This window comes from Paenibacillus nicotianae, from assembly GCF_042681745.1.
GTDB lineage: Bacteria > Bacillota > Bacilli > Paenibacillales > Paenibacillaceae > Saccharibacillus > Saccharibacillus nicotianae.
Map to the genome: position 1 here is coordinate 2,169,215 of NZ_JBHUGF010000010.1, position 24,591 is coordinate 2,193,805.

The 24,591-nt window shown below is 37.9% G+C and carries 20 protein-coding genes; 6 read left to right on the top strand and 14 right to left on the bottom strand.

Annotation, left to right across the window (positions count from 1 at the left end):
• Positions 1–2: 2 nt before the first annotated feature.
• The 5 genes from ACFSGI_RS13610 to rpiA form a co-directional block, all read right to left on the bottom strand.
• Positions 3–1,232, bottom strand: coding sequence for a M20 metallopeptidase family protein (locus ACFSGI_RS13610; protein ID WP_204824649.1), 1,230 nt, complete (start codon positions 1,230–1,232; stop codon positions 3–5).
• Entirely contained in the window at positions 1,232–1,987 is a 756-nt protein-coding gene (locus ACFSGI_RS13615; protein ID WP_204824650.1) for a FadR/GntR family transcriptional regulator, read from the bottom strand. Before ACFSGI_RS13615 ends, ACFSGI_RS13610 begins: the two co-directional genes overlap by 1 nt.
• Positions 1,988–2,265: 278 nt before the next feature.
• Positions 2,266–2,748 (bottom strand): MarR family winged helix-turn-helix transcriptional regulator, encoded by a 483-nt coding sequence (locus ACFSGI_RS13620; protein WP_204824651.1) that lies wholly within the window; start codon positions 2,746–2,748, stop codon positions 2,266–2,268.
• 130 nt (positions 2,749–2,878) lie between these two features.
• Complete coding sequence (locus ACFSGI_RS13625) at positions 2,879–3,505, bottom strand: FMN-dependent NADH-azoreductase (protein ID WP_204824652.1); 627 nt, start codon at positions 3,503–3,505, stop codon at positions 2,879–2,881.
• Positions 3,506–3,698: 193 nt separating this feature from the next.
• Positions 3,699–4,382 (bottom strand): ribose-5-phosphate isomerase RpiA, encoded by a 684-nt coding sequence (gene rpiA / locus ACFSGI_RS13630; protein WP_204824653.1) that lies wholly within the window; start codon positions 4,380–4,382, stop codon positions 3,699–3,701.
• A 176-nt stretch (positions 4,383–4,558) separates the two neighbouring features.
• Between rpiA and ACFSGI_RS13635 the strand changes: the two genes are divergently transcribed.
• The 4 genes from ACFSGI_RS13635 (at position 4,559) to ACFSGI_RS13650 (ending at position 12,381) form a co-directional block, all read left to right on the top strand.
• The gene (locus tag ACFSGI_RS13635; protein ID WP_204824654.1) at positions 4,559–4,756 is read left to right on the top strand and encodes a hypothetical protein; all 198 of its coding nucleotides are present in this window, start codon (positions 4,559–4,561) and stop codon (positions 4,754–4,756) included.
• A 489-nt stretch (positions 4,757–5,245) separates the two neighbouring features.
• A complete protein-coding gene (locus ACFSGI_RS13640) occupies positions 5,246–7,003 on the top strand; it encodes a methyl-accepting chemotaxis protein (protein WP_204824655.1) in 1,758 nt (585 codons plus the stop codon).
• Positions 7,004–7,188: 185 nt separating this feature from the next.
• Positions 7,189–10,899: a non-ribosomal peptide synthetase family protein gene (locus ACFSGI_RS13645; RefSeq protein ID WP_204824656.1), complete on the top strand. Its 3,711-nt coding sequence runs from the start codon at positions 7,189–7,191 to the stop codon at positions 10,897–10,899.
• A gap of 273 nt (positions 10,900–11,172) precedes the next feature.
• Complete coding sequence (locus ACFSGI_RS13650; protein ID WP_204824657.1) at positions 11,173–12,381, top strand: S8 family peptidase; 1,209 nt, start codon at positions 11,173–11,175, stop codon at positions 12,379–12,381.
• A 278-nt stretch (positions 12,382–12,659) separates the two neighbouring features.
• On the opposite strand, the gene ACFSGI_RS13655 is transcribed toward ACFSGI_RS13650, so the two are convergent.
• From ACFSGI_RS13655 to ACFSGI_RS13670, 4 genes are all read right to left on the bottom strand, one after another.
• Complete coding sequence (locus tag ACFSGI_RS13655) at positions 12,660–13,445, bottom strand: hypothetical protein (RefSeq protein ID WP_204824658.1); 786 nt, start codon at positions 13,443–13,445, stop codon at positions 12,660–12,662.
• A gap of 342 nt (positions 13,446–13,787) precedes the next feature.
• Positions 13,788–15,176, bottom strand: a complete 1,389-nt coding sequence (gene fumC / locus ACFSGI_RS13660) for a class II fumarate hydratase (protein WP_204824659.1) — start codon at positions 15,174–15,176, stop codon at positions 13,788–13,790.
• A 109-nt stretch (positions 15,177–15,285) separates the two neighbouring features.
• Positions 15,286–15,960, bottom strand: coding sequence for a uracil-DNA glycosylase (locus tag ACFSGI_RS13665; protein ID WP_204824660.1), 675 nt, complete (start codon positions 15,958–15,960; stop codon positions 15,286–15,288).
• 150 nt (positions 15,961–16,110) lie between these two features.
• Positions 16,111–17,010 (bottom strand): methyl-accepting chemotaxis protein, encoded by a 900-nt coding sequence (locus ACFSGI_RS13670; protein ID WP_379283436.1) that lies wholly within the window; start codon positions 17,008–17,010, stop codon positions 16,111–16,113.
• 490 nt (positions 17,011–17,500) lie between these two features.
• On the opposite strand from ACFSGI_RS13670, the gene fsa reads away from it, so the two are divergent.
• Positions 17,501–18,181 (top strand): fructose-6-phosphate aldolase, encoded by a 681-nt coding sequence (fsa, locus tag ACFSGI_RS13675; RefSeq protein WP_204824661.1) that lies wholly within the window; start codon positions 17,501–17,503, stop codon positions 18,179–18,181.
• A 122-nt stretch (positions 18,182–18,303) separates the two neighbouring features.
• Here the strand turns inward: fsa and ACFSGI_RS13680 are convergent, their stop codons facing one another.
• The 5 genes from ACFSGI_RS13680 to ACFSGI_RS13700 form a co-directional block, all read right to left on the bottom strand.
• On the bottom strand, positions 18,304–19,236 hold the full coding sequence (locus tag ACFSGI_RS13680) for an ABC transporter ATP-binding protein (protein WP_204824662.1): 933 nt from the start codon (positions 19,234–19,236) through the stop codon (positions 18,304–18,306).
• Positions 19,214–20,218 carry an ABC transporter ATP-binding protein gene (locus tag ACFSGI_RS13685; protein ID WP_204824663.1) on the bottom strand — a complete coding sequence of 335 codons (1,005 nt, stop codon included), beginning with the start codon at positions 20,216–20,218 and terminating at the stop codon, positions 19,214–19,216. The genes ACFSGI_RS13680 and ACFSGI_RS13685 overlap by 23 nt, the downstream gene beginning before the upstream one ends.
• A 102-nt stretch (positions 20,219–20,320) precedes the next feature.
• Positions 20,321–21,163, bottom strand: a complete 843-nt coding sequence (locus ACFSGI_RS13690) for an ABC transporter permease (protein WP_204824664.1) — start codon at positions 21,161–21,163, stop codon at positions 20,321–20,323.
• Between the two features lie 8 nt (positions 21,164–21,171).
• Positions 21,172–22,122: an ABC transporter permease gene (locus ACFSGI_RS13695; RefSeq protein ID WP_204824665.1), complete on the bottom strand. Its 951-nt coding sequence runs from the start codon at positions 22,120–22,122 to the stop codon at positions 21,172–21,174.
• A gap of 11 nt (positions 22,123–22,133) precedes the next feature.
• Positions 22,134–23,765, bottom strand: coding sequence for an ABC transporter substrate-binding protein (locus tag ACFSGI_RS13700; RefSeq protein WP_204824666.1), 1,632 nt, complete (start codon positions 23,763–23,765; stop codon positions 22,134–22,136).
• Between the two features lie 348 nt (positions 23,766–24,113).
• Between ACFSGI_RS13700 and ACFSGI_RS13705 the strand changes: the two genes are divergently transcribed.
• Entirely contained in the window at positions 24,114–24,572 is a 459-nt protein-coding gene (locus tag ACFSGI_RS13705) for a MarR family winged helix-turn-helix transcriptional regulator (RefSeq protein WP_204824667.1), read from the top strand.
• The last annotated feature ends 19 nt before the right edge of the window (positions 24,573–24,591 follow it).

The following is a 24,591-nucleotide window of genomic DNA, read 5'->3' on the forward strand; positions in this document are numbered from 1 at the left end:
CTTTATGTGTGGTGATTCACTGGTTGATCCAAGTAATGTAATGCAATAGCAGACAGCATAGCCACACCGTAAGGAAGTGCCGATTCATCCAGATCGAACATCGGATGATGCAGTGGATAAGAAGTCTCTGGCTGTCCATTGCTTGTCCCTAAGCGGAAAAAGACTGCTGGTACTTGTTCTGCATAAAAAGCAAAATCTTCGCCACCTGTAGAAGGGCGTGTATATTGCCACTCCGGCCCTGCTGCCATCAGATCACAAGTGGCTGTTAAAAAATCAACCATCTGATTATCATTTTTGACAACAGGATAATTCATTTGATAATCCAGCTCATAATCAGCGCCAAATGATGAGACAATGCCTTCTATAACCTGCCTGATCTTGATCGGCATTTGCGCACGAACTTCCGCAGACAATGTACGTACAGTTCCTAGCATGTTCACTTCTGAAGCGATAGCTGCTGCCATCGTTCCTCCTTGAATCTGACCAATACTTACAACTGCTGTCTCCAGAGGGTCTATCATACGACTTGTGATTTGTTGCAAGGCAGAGATCACTTGAGCAGATACAGTGATCGCATCGACTCCTTCATGCGGACGCGCCCCATGTCCTCCTTTGCCGATAATACGAAGAGTAAAAAAGTCAGCCGAAGCAAAAGCTACCCCTTTACATACTGATACTTCTCCTATCTGCAAACTCGGAAAAACATGTAGACCAGCCATTGCATCCACATGAGGATGCTCTAGTACACCGTCTTGAATCATCGCATCTGCTCCTGCTAATCCTTCTTCTGCCGGTTGAAAAACAAATTTGATATTGCCGGATGCCGGTCTACCGATAGAAGTCAACAATTCAGCGGCACCCATCAGCATCGTGGTATGAGCATCATGACCGCACAGATGAGCTTTGCCTTCCGTTTGTGAAGCATAACTCGTTTGCTTGGCATCTTGAATCGGTAAAGCATCCATATCAGCCCGCAATCCAATCGTTGGGCCGGGTTCTAATCCACGCCATAGCCCGACAACTCCTGTTTTGCCAATCCCTGTCTGTACTTCAAGTCCCAGACGTTGTAAATGCTCAGCGACAATCGCTGAAGTTCGTACTTCTTCATATCCGATCTCAGGATGAATATGTAGATCACGTCGCCATGCCGTTAACGTCTCCTGCATAGACTGCGCAGCCGGTAATAACTGTGCGAGTCTTGTCTGTATCTCTTGCTGATCAGAATAATCCATTATGATTCACTCTCCTTTTCCAGAATCGATACCGGTTGATTAAATACTCGATGATAGATAGAAGAAGCAGACTGCTCAATATGTTGACGCATTAATAATCGAGAACGTTCGCTATCATGGGCACGAAGCACATCTAACAATTCAAAGTGACTATCTGAATTGCGAACCCGTACTTCCTGACTATATGGCATAAGATCAAGAGCAGGATTGATTTTGGTACGAATCTCTCGAACTGCTTTTTCAAAATATAAATTACCGGATGCTTTAGCAATCATCAAATGAAATTTCACATCCAGAGCACGAAATAACTCGCGTGAACAATCTTGTTCAATACTCATCTCCAAATATAATTGCAATTGATGTAATTCCTCTGCTTGAATACGCTTTGCCGCTAAAAAAGCAGCTTCTGGTTCAATAATAAGGCGGTATTCAAATACTTTGCTCCATGACTCCCAATTCGTCGCGATTTGTTCATGATGGCGACGATGCGAATTGAGCGTTAATGGCAAGACAAATGTTCCACCTTTGGCGCCTACACGCTTCTCGATCAATCCTTCTTCTTCTAATCGAGAAAGAGCCTCGCGTACAGCTAATCGGCTAGCATTGAACATCACCGCCATATCGCGTTCATTAGGAAGTTGTTCTTCAGGCAATAATTCTTTTAAAATAATTGCTTCTTCTAATTGATCAAAAATAAAATCACTAACTTTTTTAGGAGAAACTTTCTCAAATTGTTGTGGAAAATAAGTTCGCATGTTTTCCTCCTGATGAGCAGATAATAGTACAACATCAAAGATTAATATTAATGTAAGTGTAATCATGGTTATTTATCATTAGTATTTCATACTCAATTGTCTTATGAACTGATATAATGGTATAAGGTACGAACTTTAGACCATTTCATCAGGCGACAAAAAGTGACTTTTATTTAATATACCTTCTGGATGCTCAGAGGTCAACGATTATTCATACCAAATTGATAGGTTTTATATCTATTAAATAAAAAAAGCCTAATCAGTGGTATAATCCCTGATTAGACTTCTTTATTAGCAGCCGCATATCCTAACTTTTTGAGCAGTGGAATAATTTCCAACTTTTCATTATGGTTTAGACCTTGAGTAGCTTTCATAATCGCTTGTTTGTGACCGGTGAAAATACTCTCAAAAAATTGATTACCTTCTGCTGTAAGCTCTGCGAAAATAACACGACGATCATTATCACAAGCTCTGCGGCATAACATTTTTTTCTTTTCTAATTTATCGACAACATACGTAATATTCCCGCTTGAAATCAATACTTTTTGTCCAATTTTCTGTAATGGCTGCGGATTCTCACTGTGGTACAAAAAGTCTAGCACGCCAAATTCAGTTGGATTTAGACCGTAACTCTGAATATCATCATTTACTTGATTCATAACAGCTTGATAAGCGCGTGATAAAATAATCAGTAAATGAAGTGATTCTTTTTCTTCATCACTTTCTGTATTGGAACCAGGTTGTAACGATGAGTGTGTCATAGCTGAAAACCTCCTTACTGTAGAAATAGTGATATTCTAAACATATAGCGCCTGCGATTTTTTTCATTATTTATCCAGAAAAATATACGCAGACGCTTTATTATTTTATTCCATGCTTATTAAAGAAATATTAGAAGCTTTGTGCAACTGTAGCTGCATTTTGAAGACCATCAGCAACGATTTGTTGTGAACGATCCGGGAATGCATTGTGACCTTCGATGATGAATTTCTCAACATCTGTAATACCCCAGAAGCCAAGCAATGTTTGTACATAACGTACAGCCAATTCGATATCAGCGCCAGGACCTTCAGAGTATACACCACCACTAGCATGTAACAACATTACTTTTTTACCGCCAGCAAGACCTACAGGACCTTCAGCAGTATATTTGAATGTTTTGCCAGCTTGAGACAAGTAATCAAAGTAGCTATGCAATACAGCAGGAACAGCAAAGTTCCACAATGGGAAAGCAATTACAACTTTTTCTGCATCCAAAAATTGAGTTAAGTATTTGTTTACGCGATCTACAGCCGCTTGCTCTTCAGCAGATACTTCCATACCTTGAGAAGCTTTGAAGTTAGCACCCAGTACAAAAGCATCATAGTAAGGAATATTTTCAGCAAATAGATCAAGTTCTACAACTTCGTCTTGTGGATGAGACGATTTGTAGCTGTTTAGGAATGATTCGTATAATTGTACACTGACTGCTTGATCAGCAGGACGGTTGTTTGCTTTGACAAAAAGAACTTTAGACATGGATAAAATCTCTCCTTTTATTTGGACACTGTAATAGTATCAATTCATAAATCTTAATTTAAAGATAATAGATAAATAGAATTTTGTCAACTATAAATTATATAGTGCATATGTGAACATTATATATAGATAACCGCCTGAAGGCTTCCTCTATCAGACGGTTATTCAATGTTTGGATCTACACTTTAGAGCATTAACGACGTGATGGCGCGCGTAGAACTTCAATTACACCACTCTCATAAGCCACGACTACAGCACTAGCCATACGAATAAATAGCCCATTATCTACAATACCCGGTACATTATTAAGCTTATGATGTAAGCGAGCCGCATCTTCAATCACGTCAAAATGACAATCGACTGTATAATTGCCGTTGTCTGTTTTGAAAATATCACCTTCTTTTGTCTGGCGCAAAACAGGCTTACAACCAAAGCTGGCTAACTTCTCGATAGTCCATTCATGAGCAAATGTAACGACTTCTACAGGTAAAGGAAATGCCCCTAATTTCTGCACTACTTTATTTTCGCCTGTAATAATCATCACCTGACGGCTTCGAGCAGCGACAATCTTTTCACGCAATAATGCTCCCCCGCCACCTTTAATCAAATTAAGATCAGGATCAACTTCATCCGCTCCATCAATCGTCAGATCGATTTCACCAACTTCAGCAAAAGGAATAATAGGAATTGACCATTTGCGAGCTAAATTCTCAGATTGAACTGATGTCGCTACTGCACGTATATGTAGTCCTTGCTTCACACGTTCACCGATTTTTTCGATAGCATAAGCGGCTGTAGAACCTGTACCCAGACCAACCATCATGCCCTCTTCTACCCAATCGACTGCTTTTTCCGCAGCTAACTTTTTAATATTCATTACCTGTTCACTCCATTATTAGTCTAATAATTTATTGAATACTATGTTCACGATATGAAATAACAGAATGAGTACCATCCATAGATTTCATGTAACATTTGCACTATACTGTATACGGGTGAATATTCTTAGCATCATACTATACACATTCACAAATTAAAAGGAGCTTACTAACCATGCGAACCGAAAACCAGATCAAATCCAAACTCAACGAATTAACAATTCAAAAACGAAATATCCAAACTCGTCTTGCCGAATTAACACCTGAAACTGCTTCTTATACCTCGCTCAATGAACAACTCGTTCGTCTCGAAGATATGTCCAGTATGTTGGAATGGGTACTGAATGAACCTCTAGGAAAATATCATGCGTAATCATGCTACATTCTATTTTATCTGAATCAATTCAGAATTACAAAAGTAATTCCTCTCTAAAATTCCTACCTTTTCTATTGCAAAATGTGACAAATTATACATTTTTAAAAATTATTTTAGGTCTTTTGATTCAATTCTATTGAACTATGTTTATAATTTAAAAGAAAATTAATTTTAACTATAAATTATTGGAATACAAATTCCGACATATAGAATTGAGTGTTACTGTGCCATATTTTACAGTGTTTTGGAAATAAAGCGACAAATTATCCTATATCAGCAAATTTGATATTCATACTAAATACCTAATTTGCTTAATTTTTATTTGGAGTAATTTGTCACTTTTATTTCTTATTCGCTGTTCTCCACAGTTTTGTAACGGTCCTATAATCCAATCTAAAAAATCTTAGGTTGTTGGCTATCCTGACCGATAAGCTTTATAGGGGCACACAATCTTAGATCTACCAATCAAAAATAGGAGTGAGAGCATTGAAGAAAATTAGCAGACTATCTTTTTTCGCCAAAAACTTATTAATTTCAGCAGCTAGCATCATACTTATTGGTGTTATTTTGCTAGTGAGCAGCTACTTTACGCAGAAAACGATCTTAATCAATCAACTACATGGTCAAGTTCAGGCGGTAACAGATACTTTTGCTCAAGGTATTACTCTTGCTGATGTTGAAAAACTTGTAGCAGAAAAAAGTTATGACGGTGCTAAACAAACAGAAATCCGTAGTTACTTAGATAACATCAACAAATATAACCCTAATATTTCTCAAGCTTATATTTTTGGTACAGAACTAGCAGATGGCAACAAAACATCTCTTATTGCTGTTCCAACTAAAGTTATGGAAGCTTTGAAACAAGGAAATATCAATATCGGATATTTGTATGAACAACCTACTGAAATTGTAAATGGTATTCAAGAAATGCTAAAAACAAAACAACCTACATTTACAAGTTTCTATACAGATGATCTTGGACTATGGACAACTATTTTGTATCCGATCCAAAATGGTGACGGTAAAGTTGTTGCTTATTTTGGCGTTGATGCTGATGCAAGTGCTGTTCCTGAAGGTCTAAATCAATTGTTAGTACGTGGTATTACAATCATGGTGTTATTCCTTATCGTTATCTTCCTACTTCAATTCTTTGTTGTTCGTAGAACACTAGCACCTCTTCGTGAATTGATTCGCGGAATTGAAGATGTAAGTAAAGGTAATTTGGATATTCATATCAAAACAGGTAAAGACGATCTCGGTATTATCAATCATAAATTTAACCAAATGGTTGAAAAAATGAATAGTGTTATCGTGAATGTACAATCCGCTTCTCAACAAGTTACTGAATCTGCGAAAATGCTGATGGATACTTCATCTGATAATAGTGAACGTTCATTAACATTGATTAGTAATATTCAAGATATTGCGAATGGTATGAAATATCAGGAAGAAGCTACAGAAGATACAGCCAAAGCAATGAGCGAGATTTCAACAGTTATCCACTCTATAGCAAATAATTCTTCCAATGTAGCAGATCAAGCTTATTCTATGGAACAAAAGTCAGTTGAAGGTAATAAAGTAGTCAATCAAGTAACCGAGCAAATGACTTTGATCTCTAATTCTGTACATGATACTTCCAAAGCAGTGGAATTGTTGGAAAGTCGTTCACAAGAAATTGGTAATATTCTAGGTATTATTACAGGTATTTCTGGTCAAACGAATTTGCTTGCTTTGAATGCGTCTATCGAAGCGGCTCGTGTAGGTGAACATGGACGTGGATTTGCAGTAGTTGCTGGCGAAGTTCGTAACCTTGCAGAACAATCGGCTCAATCAGCTAACCAGATCAGTACTTTGATTACAGAAATTCAAACCGAGATTCAAAATGCTGTTACAGCTATGAAAAAAGGAACAGAAGAAGTCGAATATGGTCTATCGATTGCTGACCAAACTGGCAAACTATTTGCCGAAATTCAATCTGTTACCAAACAAGTAACCGAGCAAATTCAAGATATTTCTAGCGCGACTCAAGAAATTTCCGCAGGTACAGAAGAAATGACTGCAACTACAGAGAATCTTAAAACAACCGCAAGTGTTGCAGCAGAAAATAGTGCTAAAGTATCTCAGCATGTAGAAGGTCAAAAATCTTCGATTATTTCTACAACAGATGCAGCTAATCAGCTTTCTACGATGGCTGAACAATTGCAAGAATTGATTTCTCATTTCCATGTACGCAAAATCGATTAATCCTTAAATATGTATTGGAAGAATGCCTTCCACAGAAATTGTGGATGGCATTCAATTTATATCCTAATATCTCTATGTTAAGAATTTTTTATTGTTTGTGTTAGATCGTCATATTTAATTCACATATATCGCTTATCATTTTGTATTTACCATTACAGCGATCAACTTCAAAGGAGAGATGTTTTATGTCCCTGTCGGAAAATGCCTTTTTACCTAACGATTATATTCAACTGCCTGCCCTGCAAATTCCACTAGATAAAGCAAGACAACAACAAAAAGACACTTTTGCTGTTTATCGTTTTGATCTTGGTGCCAAAATTGCTTTATACATCGGGACATTAGTCAACCCTATTGAGCGTCAAGCTGTTCTGTTTTCTGCTTATCTTGGCTGGCTTTACCGTATCTCTGGTGAACATGAGATACATGCTGTATCTGCATCACCAACAGGATTATTTCCGTTTTCTCTGTCTATTGAAGATTATCCTCACTTTCAATCTTTAGTAGATTATGTTGCTTCTCAACTTGATACTTCCCCTGCTACATCACCAGTTAAAAGTGAAACGGTGTTTAATTTTGGTCAACAGATTCCTGCACAACCTGGACAAGTCATGAACTGGAATTTAGAAGCTCATGCTACTTCTTTATCTATTGCTATCGAATATAACGATTCTCTATTAACGGCTGCAACTATTGAGCGATTTGCAGATTATTATATCCGTTTGTTAGAAGGATTATTAGATCATACAGCATCTCCAATTGGTTCTATTGATATATTAAACGCTCAAGATCAAGCCGTATATCAAGAAATGAACAATACAGCTTTTCCTTATCAACAACAGCAAACGTATCATGGCGCATTTGAAGCAGCCGCACGCCAATATCCTCAACATATCGCAATATCCTTTCAAGGCACAGAATATACGTATGAACAGTTGAATCAACGTGCTAATCAAGTTGCGCATTTGTTGTTAAAACAAGGATTAAAATCTGGTGAATTTGTAACCATGTATATTGATCGTAGTCTGGATAGTGTGATTAGTTTGCTTGGGATTATGAAAGCCGGCGGTGTATATGTTCCTGTCGATCCTTCCCATCCTGATGAACGCAATCATTATATTGTACAAGATACACGATCTGCCTTTGTATTGATTCAACATAAATACAACAACAAAGTACTTCAATTAACAGAAGGTATTACTACATTACGCGGAATTATCGATATTGAATATCTGACGATGACCTCTGACCCACAATCTTGGATCAATCCTAATGTTACCGTACTTCCAGATGATCTTGCTTATGTTATCTATACTTCTGGATCTACAGGCAAGCCTAAAGGTACATTAGTAGCACATCGTGGAGTTGTCAATCTAGGCGAAATTTTGCAAAGAGAATTTAATGTAACTTCTCAAGATATCATGACTCAGTTTGCTACTTATAGCTTTGACGGCTCTGTCTGGGAAACAATTGCAGCCCTTTTCCACGGTGCTACATTATTCTTATTAGATGCTGAAGAACGAGTGTCTATCGAGGAATTTGCAATTGCGATTGAGCGTACACAAACAACTATTGTGACAGCTTTGCCTACTGTATTTTTTAATCAATTATCAGCTTATTTGTCTGACGAAGGTTATGCTCGCTTAGCCAGTCTCAAGTTGATTGCAGCCGCTGGCGAAGCCTTATACGGCAAGCGCGTGCGTACATTCCAGCAGAAATTTGGCAAACCAATCCAAGTTGTGAATGCGTATGGTCCTACAGAGAGCACTGTATGTGCAACAATGCATAAAGTCGAAGAAACATTAAGCGACGATATCGTGAATGTGCCTATTGGACGCCCTCTTTCTAATTACAAAGTCTATATTATGAATGAGTTCCAAATGCTTGCTCCTATCGGTGTAACTGGCGAAATCTATATTTCTACTGTAGGTCTTGCACATGGTTATTTGGATCAACCCGAAAAAACAGCAGCCGCTTTTCTTCCAGACCCATCCGGTAACGGTGAAAAAATCTATCGTTCTGGTGATCTTGCTAAATTGTTAGCTGATGGCACGATTGAATATGTAGGCAGACGCGATTCTCAAATCAAAATTCGGGGACACCGGATAGAAATTGGAGAAATCGAAGACAGCTTAAACAAATATCCAAATATGCAAGATGCAGTTGTGGTTCCTAAAGTAGACGAGACCGGTCAAAATATGTTAGTTGCTTATTTTACAACAATTGATGGTACAGCTTTATCGCCAGCAGCAATCAAACAATTTTTATCAGATCGATTGCCTTCTTATTTTGTTCCACGATTTGTATGCCAGTTAGACGAGATTCCAATTTCTCCAACAGGCAAAGCAGAACGCAAAAAATTGATCGCTTATGATCATATCGAAATGCAAGAAACAGCAACAAACTATGTAGAACCTCAAAATGAAACACAACAATTGATCGCTAACGCTTGGTCAGAAGTTTTGAATAAGCAACAAATTGGTATTCACGATGACTTTTTTGAAATTGGCGGAGATTCTCTGAAAGTACTTCATGTACTTACATTGTTAAAACCACAATTTCCGAATCTAAAAATTGCTGACCTTTTTGTATACAAAACTATTATTGAATTAGAAGAGTATGCAACACAACTTGTTGATGAATTGATAACCGAATCGGCAGAAATGGTTATGGAACAAACAATTGATCTCGTTGAATATCCTGCTCGTATTCATGATCATCATCCAGAAGTTTTGAATACTACTCATGTATTGCTAACAGGAGCTACCGGATACCTAGGGTCGCATTTATTGTATGAGCTGTTACAACAAAGCGATGCTCATGTGTATGCACTGGTACGCAAAACAGGTAGTGCAGCTAGTATAGAGCGTCTTAAAGGCACTATGGAATTGTATTTTGGGCAAGAAATCTTGCATCAATTTGAAGATCGTGTTACTGCTGTAGAAGGAGATTTGGAAAGTCAACGTCTGGGATTAAGTGATAATGATTACGAAATGATTATCGATCACATTGATGCTATTATCCATAGTGCAGCAGATGTAAGACACTTTGGGGACACAGAACAATTTGCCAAATCAAATATTTATTCAACGGCTGAATTGCTCTCTATCGCTAGCACACGTCCAGGTATTCGTTTCCATCATATTTCTACAATGGGAATCCCTGAAGAATTATCGTTAGAAGGCAAATGGGATCAGGTCAAACAATCCGGTGCTCTTCTCGATGGTCTACAAACAGAGAATATGTATACCAATAGTAAATTGGAAGCAGAAAAATTAATATTTGAAGCTGGAGAACGTGGAATTCCGGTCAATATTTATCGCGCGGGTAACTTATCCAGTCAATCAGTAACAGGTCGTTTCCAGCGTAATATAGACAGCAATGCAATGTATCGCATGATCAAAGCAATGTTATTGTTAGGCAAAGCACCCGCAGCTAATCAATGGATGGACTTTACACCGATCGATTATGCAGGTCGCTCTATTATTCATCTTGCCCTACAAACAGATACTGCCGGACAACTCTTTCATATCTGCAATCCGCAACAAGTTCATTATGATCATTTGATTGAAATGATTAGAGAATTTGGATATGCTGTCGATGTGTTACCTGCTAAACAATATGCTGAATGGTTATTAGATTCTTCGATTGAAAAACAACCCGAAGCGCTGTTACTTGCGATGGGACAATTAGACGGCGATGGAGCCAAAGATTCTCCTTATCGTCTTGCTAATCCGAATACGGCTCAACGACTAGAACAACAAGGTGTACTCTGCACCAAACCAGATTATGAATTTATATCTGCTATGTTGAGTTATGCATCCAGTATTGGTTACTTCCCTACTGCACCTGTTAAAGAAGATATCGTCATAGACAAAATGATTTCTAGCGATTATTAATTGGTAGCATTATAAATAAGCAATAAATACACAAAAAACCCGGCTAAATACACCGGGTTTTTTACTTTTTTTAAAAGATTTTACACAACTTAATTGAAAACTATAAACTTTCTAGATATAATACCGATATAATTAATACATAATACGACATTTTAAGACAAAATAAAACAAAATAAATTTTGTCGTTTATTGTAATAATATGTTTCGCAGTGTATAATCTGGTTAAATATATAATACTTAATACCTAAATATAAGTAGGGAGACCTAAGACTAATGAACTTTAAAAACACTAAATTAAAATTAACGGCACTGATTGCCACTTTAGCTATTCCATTGACACTTTCATTATATACACCATCTATGAATGTTGCAGACGCAACAACTCATCGTTATCTTGTTGCTTACTCGGATACTCAAGGCAAACAAAATATCGAAAATATTGCCGGTCAATCTAATGATATCCACACCTTTAACCATCTTAATATGTTAGCTGTCAATTTGACAAATGATCAAAAAAATAACCTTGCTACACAATCAGGCATTACAAGTATCGAGCAAAATACAACCTACACTTCTGCTGCTCAAGCTTTTGGCGGTAATATCAAAACAGTAAATGTAAAAGGAAATGAACAAGCTTCATGGGGATACGGCACAATCGATGCTCAAATCGCTTCTAACGATAACTATACAGGTAAAGGCGTTAAAGTAGCGATTTTAGATACAGGCATTTCTGCTCACTCTGAATTAAATATTGCCGGCGGTGTATCTGAAGTGGGCTACACTCAGTCTTATGCTGATGATAACGGACATGGAACTTTTGTAGCAGGCGTTATTGGTGCTCAATCTAACGGTAAAGGTCTTGTAGGCGAAGCGCCAGATGCTCAAATTTACGCAGTTAAAATTCTAGATAGTCAAGGTAATGGTTCTACTGAAGATCTAGCAAAAGGGATCGATTGGGCTATTCAAAACCATATGGATATTGTAAATATGTCTATCGCTTTTCCTGAAGATTCTCCTGTTGTAGAACAAGTACTTGCTTCTGCTGATCAAAATGGAATCTTGCTGATTGCAGCAGCCGGTAACAAAGGTACTGCTGATGCGTCTACAGATACTGTTCAATACCCTGCCAAATCCAGTCATGTTATTGCTGTAGCAGCTATAGATGATAATCTACAACGTGCTGATTTTTCTTCTAGTGGTTCTGAGATTGAACTGGCAGCACCAGGTGTAGACATTGTAAGTACTTCTAGTAATGGTAAATATGAGCTTCGTAGCGGTACATCTGTTGCAGCTCCATTTGTAACAGGTATGGCGGCTATTCTCAAAGAAGCTTATCCAGGTAGTACCAATACACAGATTCGTCAAGCACTAGATCAAGGAAGTATTGATTTGGGCGCAACAGGCAAAGACAATTTGTATGGTAACGGTATGATCAGCTTCCAGCATTTATTAGGTAAATCATCTATTCTTGCTTCTAATTAATGATCCCATGTCCGCTTTCCCTTGAAAGGTTGACATGTTCATATAGAGAATACTTTTCCCTGTTTTGCACTTGATGACGCAGCTTCTATGTACTACAACCTACTCTATTCATATAGTATTATGTTGATCCACATCAAATCATTATATGCATCCAAATAGCTAAGGTTTATACCTGTGCTCATCCAAAAATAAAAGCGCCGTTCTCAGCCAGAGACACGACGCTTTTATTTTGTTCTTTGGTTATTCTTTAGTTACCACTCTTATATAGATAAGATAGATTATAATTCTGCTACAGACAAGCTTCCTTGCATCCAGTGTAATTCACTATCCCGAATGACATAATCAGCCCATTTCATATCTCCAATCCCCCAATTACGGAACTCGGTAATATGACGATAAAATTGCTCGATCATCGCTTCTTTAGGCTCAGACATTAACGATTGAATCTGTTCACGTAACCGTTCAGGCTTTTCTCTAACACCTTCCAAAACGCGCATCATCCACTTATGTCCCGGATATAACATTTCATTATGTGCAAGTACCATCCGCCCACCAAATAACACCATATTCATAACTGCTTGATGTAGCAAATATGCATCATCACGCTTCAATGCTTGTCTACATTCTCCATACCAGGCTTCAAATTGAGCATAAAATCGATGAATATTATTTTGCTTGAGCGACATCGGATACTCGGTAATCGTATTTAATACATCTCGCAATTCTGGAATATCTGAAAATACGACAATAGCACCCAAAAAAGCAAAACGCGCAGGTTCACTACCAAAGCGAGCTACCTTTTCCAAATAAGCCATACTGATGTACTTGCCATCTATATTGTGCAAAGAACGTCCTACTTTACATTCGGTTCCGTCATAATGTAGCGAACCTGATTGAAAACGTTCTTCAAATTCTTGATCGGATACGATAATCATAATATTCATATCTGAATGAGGTGAAGAATAACCATAAGCGACTGAACCGGTAATCAACAGTCCTTTCACCGATGAATCACCACGGAGATGTTCTGTCAGTTGTGAAAGGCAATCCGATAGTATATTCACACTGGCCCTCCTTGATTTCAAATTTTTAGTTATCGATTGATAATGATAATTATTATCAATTAACTTGTATCGATATTGTAGCTTATTCAATTTCACTTGGCAAGCATTTATGGCGAATCTGTGTCTATAAAATTTAAACCACATCAGATACATTCACAATTATGCGGATAATCGGGATATAAACTCAAGCTTACGGATTTATTGCACCCTATCGGTCAACAGAAAAAAGCCTTTTTCTTGCGACTCTGAAGATCAATTCAGAAATCACTCGAAAAAGACTTAGTGGAATCATTTTATGATACAATTCTGTAGTTCACGATCTGCTTTTACTCACTCTAGCGATTATGCTTTGGGATGAATCATTTGAGAAGGGTTGACATACTTATCGAATTCTTCTTCTGTTAATAATCCACTTTGCAAAACAGATTCTTTCAAAGACAATCCTTCTTGGTGAGCATGTTTGGCAATCTTAGCTGCATTTTCGTAACCGATATGCGGATTAAGCGCTGTAACAAGCATCAATGAATTATCCAGATTGTGTTTAATTTGATCTACATTCGCTTCGATCCCGATAGCGCAATGATCATTGAAAGAGATCAGCGCATCGCCAAGCAATTGCACCGATTGCAAGAAATTATAAATAATCACAGGCTTGAATACATTCAATTCAAAATTACCCTGACTTGCAGCAAAACCAATCGCTGCATCATTCCCCATGACTTGCGTGACAACCATCGTCATTGCTTCCGATTGTGTCGGATTGACTTTACCCGGCATAATAGAGCTACCTGGTTCATTAGCAGGGATTGTAAGCTCTCCTAGTCCGCTACGAGGCCCGCTAGCAAGCCAGCGCACATCATTAGCAATCTTCATCAGATCAGCCGCTAGCGCTTTAACAGCGCCATGTACATAGACAACTTCATCATGACTGGTCAACGCATGGAATTTGTTCGGTGCTGTTACAAAAGATTTGCCTGTTAATTCTGAAATTTTGTCAGATGTTAATCGTCCAAAATCAGGATGTGCATTGATCCCTGTTCCAACGGCTGTACCACCGATAGCCAGTTCTTTCATTTCTTCTACACTATGTGTGATCATACGCGTACTTTTCGCTAGCATAGCTTCCCATCCACTGATTTCTTGACCCAGTGTAAGTGGTGTTGCATCTTGTAAATGAGTACGCCCGATTTTGATTAAATCTTTGAATTCTTCTGATTTCTGTGTAAACGTCTGTTGTAGCTTCGCTATCGCGGGAATCAAATGATCTTCAACAGCTAATACTCCTGCTACATGTAATGCAGTTGGGAATGTATCATTTGAACTTTGTGACATATTTACATCATCATTCGGATGTAGACGTTCACTTTTGCCTTGTTCTTCAAGCAACTGATTACCACGATGTGCAATCACTTCATTGACGTTCATATTGGACTGTGTACCGCTTCCGGTCTGCCAGACGACCAACGGGAAATGTTCATCCCATTGACCTGTTAGAATCTCGTCTGCGGCTTGAGCGATCGCATGTGCTTTATCAGTCGATAATTTACCTAATTGTTCATTGACAAGAGCTGCACTTTTTTTAAGTAATGCAAAAGCATAGACCACTTGCTTGGGCATTTTTTCTTGACCGATTTTGAAATTTTCTTTACTGCGCTGTGTTTGTGCACCCCATAATTTATCAGCAGGTACATTAATTTCGCCTATTGTATCTTTCTCTACACGGTATTCCACTCGACAAAATCCTCCTTTGGATCAAATCATCTGTAAAATAGTAGGACAGATTAGCATATTGCTGCTAAAGATTAACCTCTATGATTGTAACGCTTACATGCTCTGCAAATCAATCCTTTATACACCAATCGATCGGTTCCATTCCCTGAGACTGCAAAAATTGATTCGTATTGCTAAATGGCTTGCTCCCCATAAATCCTTTGTGCGCTGAAAATGGGCTTGGATGCGGAGAAGTGATCACATGATGTCTGTTACGGTCGATCGCCGCTCCTTTGCGCTGTGCGTGACTTCCCCACAATATAAATACAGCCGGTGTTTCTCGTTCATTCACCGCTTGTATAATACGATCTGTGAATGTCTCCCAACCTTGATTCTGATGAGAAGCTGCTTGTCCACGCCTTACGGTGAGTACAGCATTCAATAACAGCACACCTTGTTCAGCCCAATGAATCAATGATCCATGCTTGGGAATAGCGCATCCTAGATCATCATACAGCTCTTGATAAATATTATGTAATGAAGGTGGAATAGAAACACCCGGTTTTACCGAAAAGCTTAATCCATGCGCTTGTCCCGGGCCATGATAAGGGTCTTGTCCCAAAATAACGACTCTGGTTGATTCAAGCGACGTATAATGTAAAGCATTAAAAATATCATACATATCAGGATAGATCGTGGCTGTACGATATTCTTGTGCCAAAAATTGGCGTAACTCAAGATAGTATGGTTTTTGCAGTTCCGATTCTAATACATCTGCCCAATCGTTGCGAAAAATAGCAGTCATAGATAACGTTCTTCCTTTCATGGATTAGATTGTTATAGTATTAACCTTTTTTAACCATAACAAAAAATAGCAGTTTCTTCATCTATCCGAAGAAAACTACTATTTTTGATTTATTTCAATAGGATCAAATCTATGAATTGAAGTTCGATCTTACAGACGAGATTGCAAAAATTCATCGGTAAACTTTTTGAATTTATGGCTCATTTGAGTCAAGCTATCTACCACTTCACTAAATTCGTTAACTAAATGTGCTTGCTCATGAGATGATGTAGCTATGGCAGAAATCTCTTGTTCCATATACTGAATCGATTGTTGCACACTAGATAATGATTTTTCGATATTTTGTGTAGCTTGTTTGGTATCTACAGATAATTTGCGCACTTCAGAAGCAACTACACCGAACCCTGCTCCTGCTTCGCCTACACGCGCAGCTTCAATCGCTGCATTCAGACCTAACAAATTCGTTTGCTCTGAAATTTCGCGGATAAATCCGGCTACTTTATTCACATCTTTAGAATTTTCAACAGCTTGACGTGTATTGGACTGAATATCTGTTGTAGTTGCAGATAGTTGCTCGGATTGAGCAGCAATTGTCTGCACCATGTCGCTCAACTGTCCACTGATCGTTTCAAGATCTATCGTAAAGTTACCCAAAAGCTCGTTATGTTGCAGTGTATATGCTGTTGCTAGAGCGCCTACTACTTTACCAGTGCTGTCTTTGATCGGCACAGCGGCTGCATCTAATTCAAATCCGTACGCGGACGCAGGCACACGAGTAACCGACGATTTGCCGTCTACTAATGCTGTCCGCAAATTATTATCATCAGGTGAAATAGGGGTACCCGGACGCAACCCCAGATCTAACTCTCTCGCAGGACGGTAATATTTGAACTCTGTCATATCACATACGCCTAGCATAATATCATTACCTACAATTTTCTCAAAATACTGTATGCAAATTACCATCATATCTATAATACTTATCGATCCATGACCTGAAACAGAAAAATTACCAGAATCATTTGTTGCATGTGCAGATGTATCAGCCAAGTTGTTCACTCCTCATATTATAAGTTGCTCATAATTTAATTTCGTCATTTTCAAGTTATTTATGAATAGCAATGTTCATATTTATTGTATATTACATAATGAATCTATCATTTTAAAAATATTTTTTATTTCTTTTGAAAGTCTCATTTCGACAATAATAAGGGTGTTTTTCTACTATATATGGTTTATTGTTATTCTTAAAATCAACATATCGATTTGGGTTTGTCTTTGGTTCGCTCTCATTTGACTTCAAAACCAAAAGGAACAGTTGTGTGAAAGCTTTAATTATGGTAAAAATGATACATAGACATTGTTTTTCAGCAATTTGTCTTGGATAATAAACAATCGCTTGAAAGTGTACATATCGATCATTTTGGGTAATAGAATGATAGGTGTTTATTTCTAAGCGTGTTGTAGATACATGTTGCAAATTGCAGTTTTAATGCCTAGTACGATAAAATTATAGAATTTTACGAGGAGGAAAAGAGAAATGAAATTTTTCTTAGACACAGGTAACCTTGAAGAAATCAAACGTATTGCACGTTTGGGAATCGTAGATGGTGTAACAACTAACCCTTCATTGATCGCTAAAGAAGGTCGCGTATTTAAAGATGTAATCGACGAAATTTGTGAGATTATTGAAGGACCAGTAAGCGCAGAGGTTGTAAGCCTTGATGCTGAAGGAATGTTAAAAGAAGCTCACGAAATCGCAAAATGGGCACCAAACGTTGTTATTAAATTGCCTATGACTGAAGAAGGATTGTACGCTTGTAACCAACTTTCTAAAGAAGGTATCAAAACAAACGTAACTTTGATCTTCTCCGCAGCACAAGGTTTGATGGCAGCAAAAGCTGGCGCTACATTCATCAGCCCATTCGTAGGTCGTCTAGATGATATCGCTGTTGATGGTATGAAATTGATTCGCGATCTTCGTTCAATCTTAGACACTTATGGTTTGAAATCAGAAATTATCGCTGCAAGTATCCGTAATGTAGGTCATGTAGAAGCAGCTGCTCTTGCTGGTGCTCACATCGCTACTATTCCAGGTACTTTGGTTCCAGTTCTATGGAAACACCCATTGACTGACAGTGGTATCGAACGTTTCTTGAAAGATTGGGAATCTGTTCCTCAAGCTAAAGAACAAGTTAAAGAAGAAGCTGGAACTAAATAATTCTTCTTTTCCTTTATAAATAAAAGAACGGCGAGCATTTTTTATGCTCCCCGTTCTTTTTTTATATTATGATTTGGTGAAGAGCAAGACTTGTTAGATTAGATGGTATTTACTGCTCTACATTAGTATTGACTGACATAGTGACCTGGACTCACTTCATGTAATACAGGTTCCGGTTCTGCATGATCTGTTAGTGCAGGACTATATGAAATAGGCTCAATGACTGCACGCGGATCAGGAACAGGCATAGAAGATAACAATGCCTGTGTATAAGGATGCAACGGATTATTGTACAATTCATCACTGGTTGCCACTTCTACCAAACGTCCTCCATACATGACACCAATTCGATCAGAAATATGACGAACCATCGATAGATCATGTGCAATAAAAAGATATGTTAATCCTAATTCGCCTTGTAAATCTTCAAGTGTATTGATGACTTGCGCTTGAATCGAAACATCTAACGCTGAGATAGGTTCATCACACACGATAAATTCAGGATTTACAGATAACGCTCTTGCAATAGATAATCGTTGCCGTTGCCCTCCACTAAATTCATGTGGGTAGCGATATAGATGTGCACTTTGTAGACCTACTTTTTCTAATAAAGATACAATAGCTTCTTTGCGTTCTTTACCTGTATACATACGATGAATATTCATCGGTTCGCTGATCAATTCAACTACATTCATCCCAGGATTTAAGGAAGAATAAGGATCTTGAAAAATAGATTGAATACGTCTGCGATATGGCTTGAGCTGTTTGGCTGACATACGAGAAATATTTTGCCCATCAAAATGAACGTCCCCATCTGTATAATCATATAGACGTAACAGACAGCGCCCTACTGTGGATTTACCGCTCCCTGATTCACCTACTAAACCAAATGTTTCGCCCCGATTAATATGAAAACTAACTCCATCTACAGCTTTGAGAACCTGTTCTTTTTTCCCCCAAATATTAGTACTGGTTACAAAGTGTTTTTTAAGTTGATCTACTTTTACTAATGGAGTCGTATCTACTCGGTTATCAGACTTGTATATTGAATTCATCTGCTGTATACGCTCCTTCCTGATCTAACCAGCACATCGAATGATGACTTTCAGATAAATGATGTACAGGTGGAAGTATGGCACAACGTTCATGTGCTTGCGGACAACGCTCCATAAATGGACATCCGCTAGGAGGATGCAACAAATCAGGTGGTGATCCTTCAATAGGAATCAACCTCTCTCGAAATCCTTCGCTCCGTTTAGGTAGTGAACGAAGTAGTCCTTTGGTATAGGGATGGTGAGGACGATAAAAAATATCTTCAACCAGTCCTTCTTCCATAATCATGCCACCATACATTACAATGACACGCGTACAGATTTGAGCAACTATGCCCAAATCATGAGTAATCAAAGCTATAGTCGTATCAGAATGTTCTTTTAACTGCTTGAGCAAAAACAGAATTTGCGATTGAATCGTAACATCCAATGCTGTAGTCGGTTCATCCGCAATAATCAGTTCTGGCTGACAAGCCAAAGCGATTGCAATCATAACCCGTTGACGCATACCACCACTAAATTGATGTGGATATTGATGGAGTCTTGCTTCTGCTTGCCCTATTCCTACCTGCTCTAATTGCTTGATTGCTTCGACTTGCGCTTCCTGCTTATTCATACCACGATGACGACGTATAATCTCAATCATTTGATCGCCGATTTTTTTGACTGGATTCAAAGAAGTCATCGGATCTTGAAAAATCATTGCAATTTGTTTCCCACGAATCTTACGCCATTGCTTGGAGTTTAATTCGATAAGTGATTGTCCACGAAATCGAATATCTCCATTCCAGATACGTCCGGGTGGTGTAATCAGAGATAAGATTGCTTTGGCAGTTACACTTTTCCCACTGCCAGATTCACCAACGATACCGATCGTTTCTCCTGCATAAATATCAAAGCTAACTCCTCGAAGTGCTTGATTTTCTCCTTCTTTGGTATCAAATGAAACTTTTAGATTATTCACCGATAGTAAAGGTTCTGTCATCGAATATTCACCTCTTTTCAAAAAAAGCCCTTCTTATCGATATACAAATCTATTCTAAAAGTGAAGGACAACAGCTAATTACATATCAATTAAGAAAGACTATTATCTACGGATCAACTTGGGTTCAAAGCCTGCTCGTAATAAATCGCCCAAAATATTAAAGCTAAGTACAGTTAAAAAGATAAGCAATCCTGGAAAAATAGCCAGTAAAGGATCCTGCGCTAAATAACCCTGCGCATTATTAAGCATACTTCCCCAGGTTGCATTCGGAGGTTGCACTCCAAATCCTAGAAAACTCAAGGCTGATTCCATCATAATAGCCGAAGCAACATTGTTGGTTGCTCCTACAATAATAAGTGGAATCAAATTCGGCAAAATATGCTTGATAATAATACCAATATTACTTTGACCGGATGCTTGAGCATACAATACATACTCTCGTTCTTTTAATGTCAGCGTCTCTGCACGTATAATGCGCGCCATATTCATCCACATTAACAAAGCAATAATCAGAATAATATTGCCAATGCCTGGCTTCAAATACACACTCAACAACAAAATAATCAAAAAGGAAGGAATAGACATCAAAATTTCTAAAGCTCTCATTAGTAAATTATCGATCCATCCACCAGCATATCCACTGATCACCCCCACTCCTACACCAATCACAGTAGCGATAATCATCGATAAAAAGCCCACCAACAGTGATACACGTCCACCGTATAATGCTCTCGTGAAATAATCTCTACCATAATCATCTGTGCCAAACCAATGTCCACTACTAGGCAGTTGCATCCGCTGCATAACATTTAACTGGTCTGGATCATAGGGAGATAAAAATGCCAATATAGCGCCGAGCGAAAATACAATCAATACTATAACTGCTAACCATCCTAAAGGTGATGACGTTATCTCGCTACTCACCTGTTTCCATTTATTTCTCATGCTATCATTCACCTCGTTGATTTGATTCTTGGATCTGCGAATCGGTAAAGAATATCTGCAATCAGATTCCCTAGAATCAACATCAACGATGAAAATAACGTTATTCCCATAATCATTGGGTAATCCATACCTTTGACCGCAGTCATCCCAAGTGACCCGATTCCAGGCCAAGAAAATATAGTCTCTGTGACGATAGCCCCTGCAACTAGATCAGCTAAAGACATCCCGAGTAATGTAATAATAGGAAGTAGCACATGCTTGAGTATATGTCTAAACAACACTAACTTGGGACTTGAACCGTAAGCCAATTGAATTTGCACATAATCTTCTTTAAGTTGGCTGAGTGTACTGGAGCGAATATAACGTACATACACTGCTAAAAAGCCGAACGATAACACTGTACATGGTAATATGCCGTGCTTAACGATATCCCAGAATGAATCTTCACCTATCGTGCGCATACCAACACTGGGTAACCAGTGCAATTGGATCGCAAATACATAAATTAGCAAGATAGCTAACCAGAATACAGGAATTGAAATTCCGATATAACATAGTATATTAATCACTTTATCTATCCAACGATTACGATGAGCTGCCGCTACCAAACCGATCGGAATAGCAAGAACAACCGAGATGAGGATAGAAATCCCCATCAAACCGGCTGTTGCAGGTAAACGATCTAGCATTTGCTCTAAAACAGGTTGATGATTAATAAGTGAATATCCTAGATTACCGGATAATGCTTCTTTGATCCATAATAAATACTGAATATATGCAGGTTTGTCCAAACCAAGACTTTGACGCATCCGTTCAATATCTTCCGGGTGCATATTTGGAGTTACAAAAGACAGCACAGGATCACCAGGAGCTAACTTGATCATCCCGAAGCAAATAATCGAAACGAATAAAAGCATCGGTATGATCTGTATAAGCCGTTTGACTATAGTCGATTTCATACCTGTCTCCCTTATTGTTTAAGATAAATTTTGGATAAATCTTCAAAAATAACAACAGGTTTTAGAACCGCTTGATCTAGACCACCATATTTTTTGTCGATCGCTACAATCGTTTTGGTATATGCCATAGGATAAATTGGTGCATCTGCTGCAATGGTTTCTTGAAGTTCTTTGTAGATAGCGGCACGCTTTGTCGGATCTGCTTCGGCAGAGCCTTCAACAAACAACTGATCTACTTTTTTATTGTTGTAATGAGTGTAGTTAGACGATTCTGTAGAAGTATACAGAATACGATAAGCATCAGGATCGTAACCCATAATATAACCAGAGATGGCTAGTTCATAATCTGTAGCATTCGGATCTACAAATTTACTAGACCATGCAGAAGAATCCATATTTTGTAGTTCAACATCAATACCGATTTCTTTTAACTTTTGCTGAATATAAAGCGATTGTGCTTCTTGTGACTTGTTACCGCTAGATACGATGAATCTCAACTTCAGATTACTTACTCCTGCTTGTTGCAATAATTGTTTGGCTTTTTCTATATTGTTATCATAGGTGGTTACATCATTATCGAAATACAGAGCATCCGGTGTAAATGGCGAACGAGCCGGCTCTGCATAATCAGTAGATGTATAAGCAACTTGAATGATTTCATCGCGACTGAGCGCATATGAGATTGCTTGTCTAACTTCTTTTTTATTTAAGACTCCAGTATCACTTTTCTCATTAAACATTAAGTACGCAAGACGACCTTCACTATAGGCTTGAATATCAAAGTTACCTGTTGCTTGAATCGTGCTTACATCTTGTGGATCAAGGTATTTCACATTGATCTCACCGTTTTGCAAAGCTAGATTAGCAGCATTTGTATCTTTAGCAATACGATAAGTAACAGAGTCCAGATGAGGTTTTCCTCCAAAATAGTTATCAAAACGTTCTAAAGTTACATACTCACCTGTTTTGTATTCTTTGAATTTAAAAGGCCCTGATCCAATAGGATTATTGTTTTTAGTACTTTTTTCAATATCTGTTTCGTTCTCAAAAATATGCTTAGGTATCGGACTTACTTGAACAAGTGCTGCTTCAAAAGCAGGGCTGACTTGAGCCAATTTGAATTGAACAGTTGTATCGTCTACTTTGGAGACTTGTACAGGCTCACCACCGATAACAAAGCTACTTCGTAAAAAACTATGTTGACTTTCATCTAAAATTTTGTCGATAGTGAATACTACATCATCTGCTGTCAACTTTTCTCCATCATGCCATGTTAATCCCTTTTTAAGTTTGAGCGTATACGTTAGATTATCTTTAGACAAATCCAAGCTATCTGCTAAGTAAAAAGTTTTCTTGCCTTTGTTAACTTGAAATAAAGGTGCATATAGTGCTTGGTCAATTGTTAGACTGACTCGATCACCTGCATAGTTAGGGTTTAACACCTGTGGGTCTGCTGCTACCGCAATAATAAGACTTCCTCCGTCTTTCGGTTGTCCATTATCTGTTGCTGTTGTATCTGTAGAAGCAGGAGCAGTTGTATTCGTTGTTGTTGAACCGCTACTAGAGCAAGCAGTAACCGCCAACATTAAAAGCACAAGAGCCAATACACTGATCCATTGAAACCGAGAGATTTGTTTCACCATTTTATTTCCCCCTAATTGTATTATTAATAATACTCATCTGAATACTTGGTTTTATACACAAAAAAATTTGTACTCCTTTCTATTTTGAATAATCTCATCTATTACAGACAGATTCTTTATCAATGATCAAATTCTACTGAACTATATTTATTCGGTCAACAACATATTTTTAAACTACTTCTTTATATAACATATATGTCATAAACAAGGATATTCAAATATATTCCCTCTATTTGATTCCTTTCTTCTATATAGTAAATCTATTGCAAATTTTAATTGTCTTAGATATAATTGCTATAACATCTATTTTAGATCGTTATTTTATACGCTGAAAGGAGTACTGCTATTATGCAAGAATTAGAATCGATTGGTTTTGTGTTAGGAACCACTTATCGCAAAGTCAGTCAATCGTTAGCAGTTCATTTAAAAGAACATGATATTACACCCGAACAATGGAGTGTTCTCTATTATGTCTGTGCGCAAGAAGGCATGAATCAGAAAGTGCTGGCTTCGCATGTGTTCAAAGATCAACCGACCACTGCTCGTATTTTGGATGTATTACATCGCAAAAATTTAATCCGTAAAGAAACAGATCCACAAGATCGGAGAGCTTTTTTAGTTTATCCTCAACCTGCCGGGCGTGAATTGATGGAAAAAATATATGCGATAGAACAAAAGCATAATCAAGATTTAACAAATCTGCTAACACCAGAGCAATTTAAAGAACTTCATCATTTACTGCATTTGCTACGCAATAAATTAGAGATAGATCCTGATACCCATGAAACGCTTAACAGTAAAGTATAGGATTGGCTAAAGAAATGGA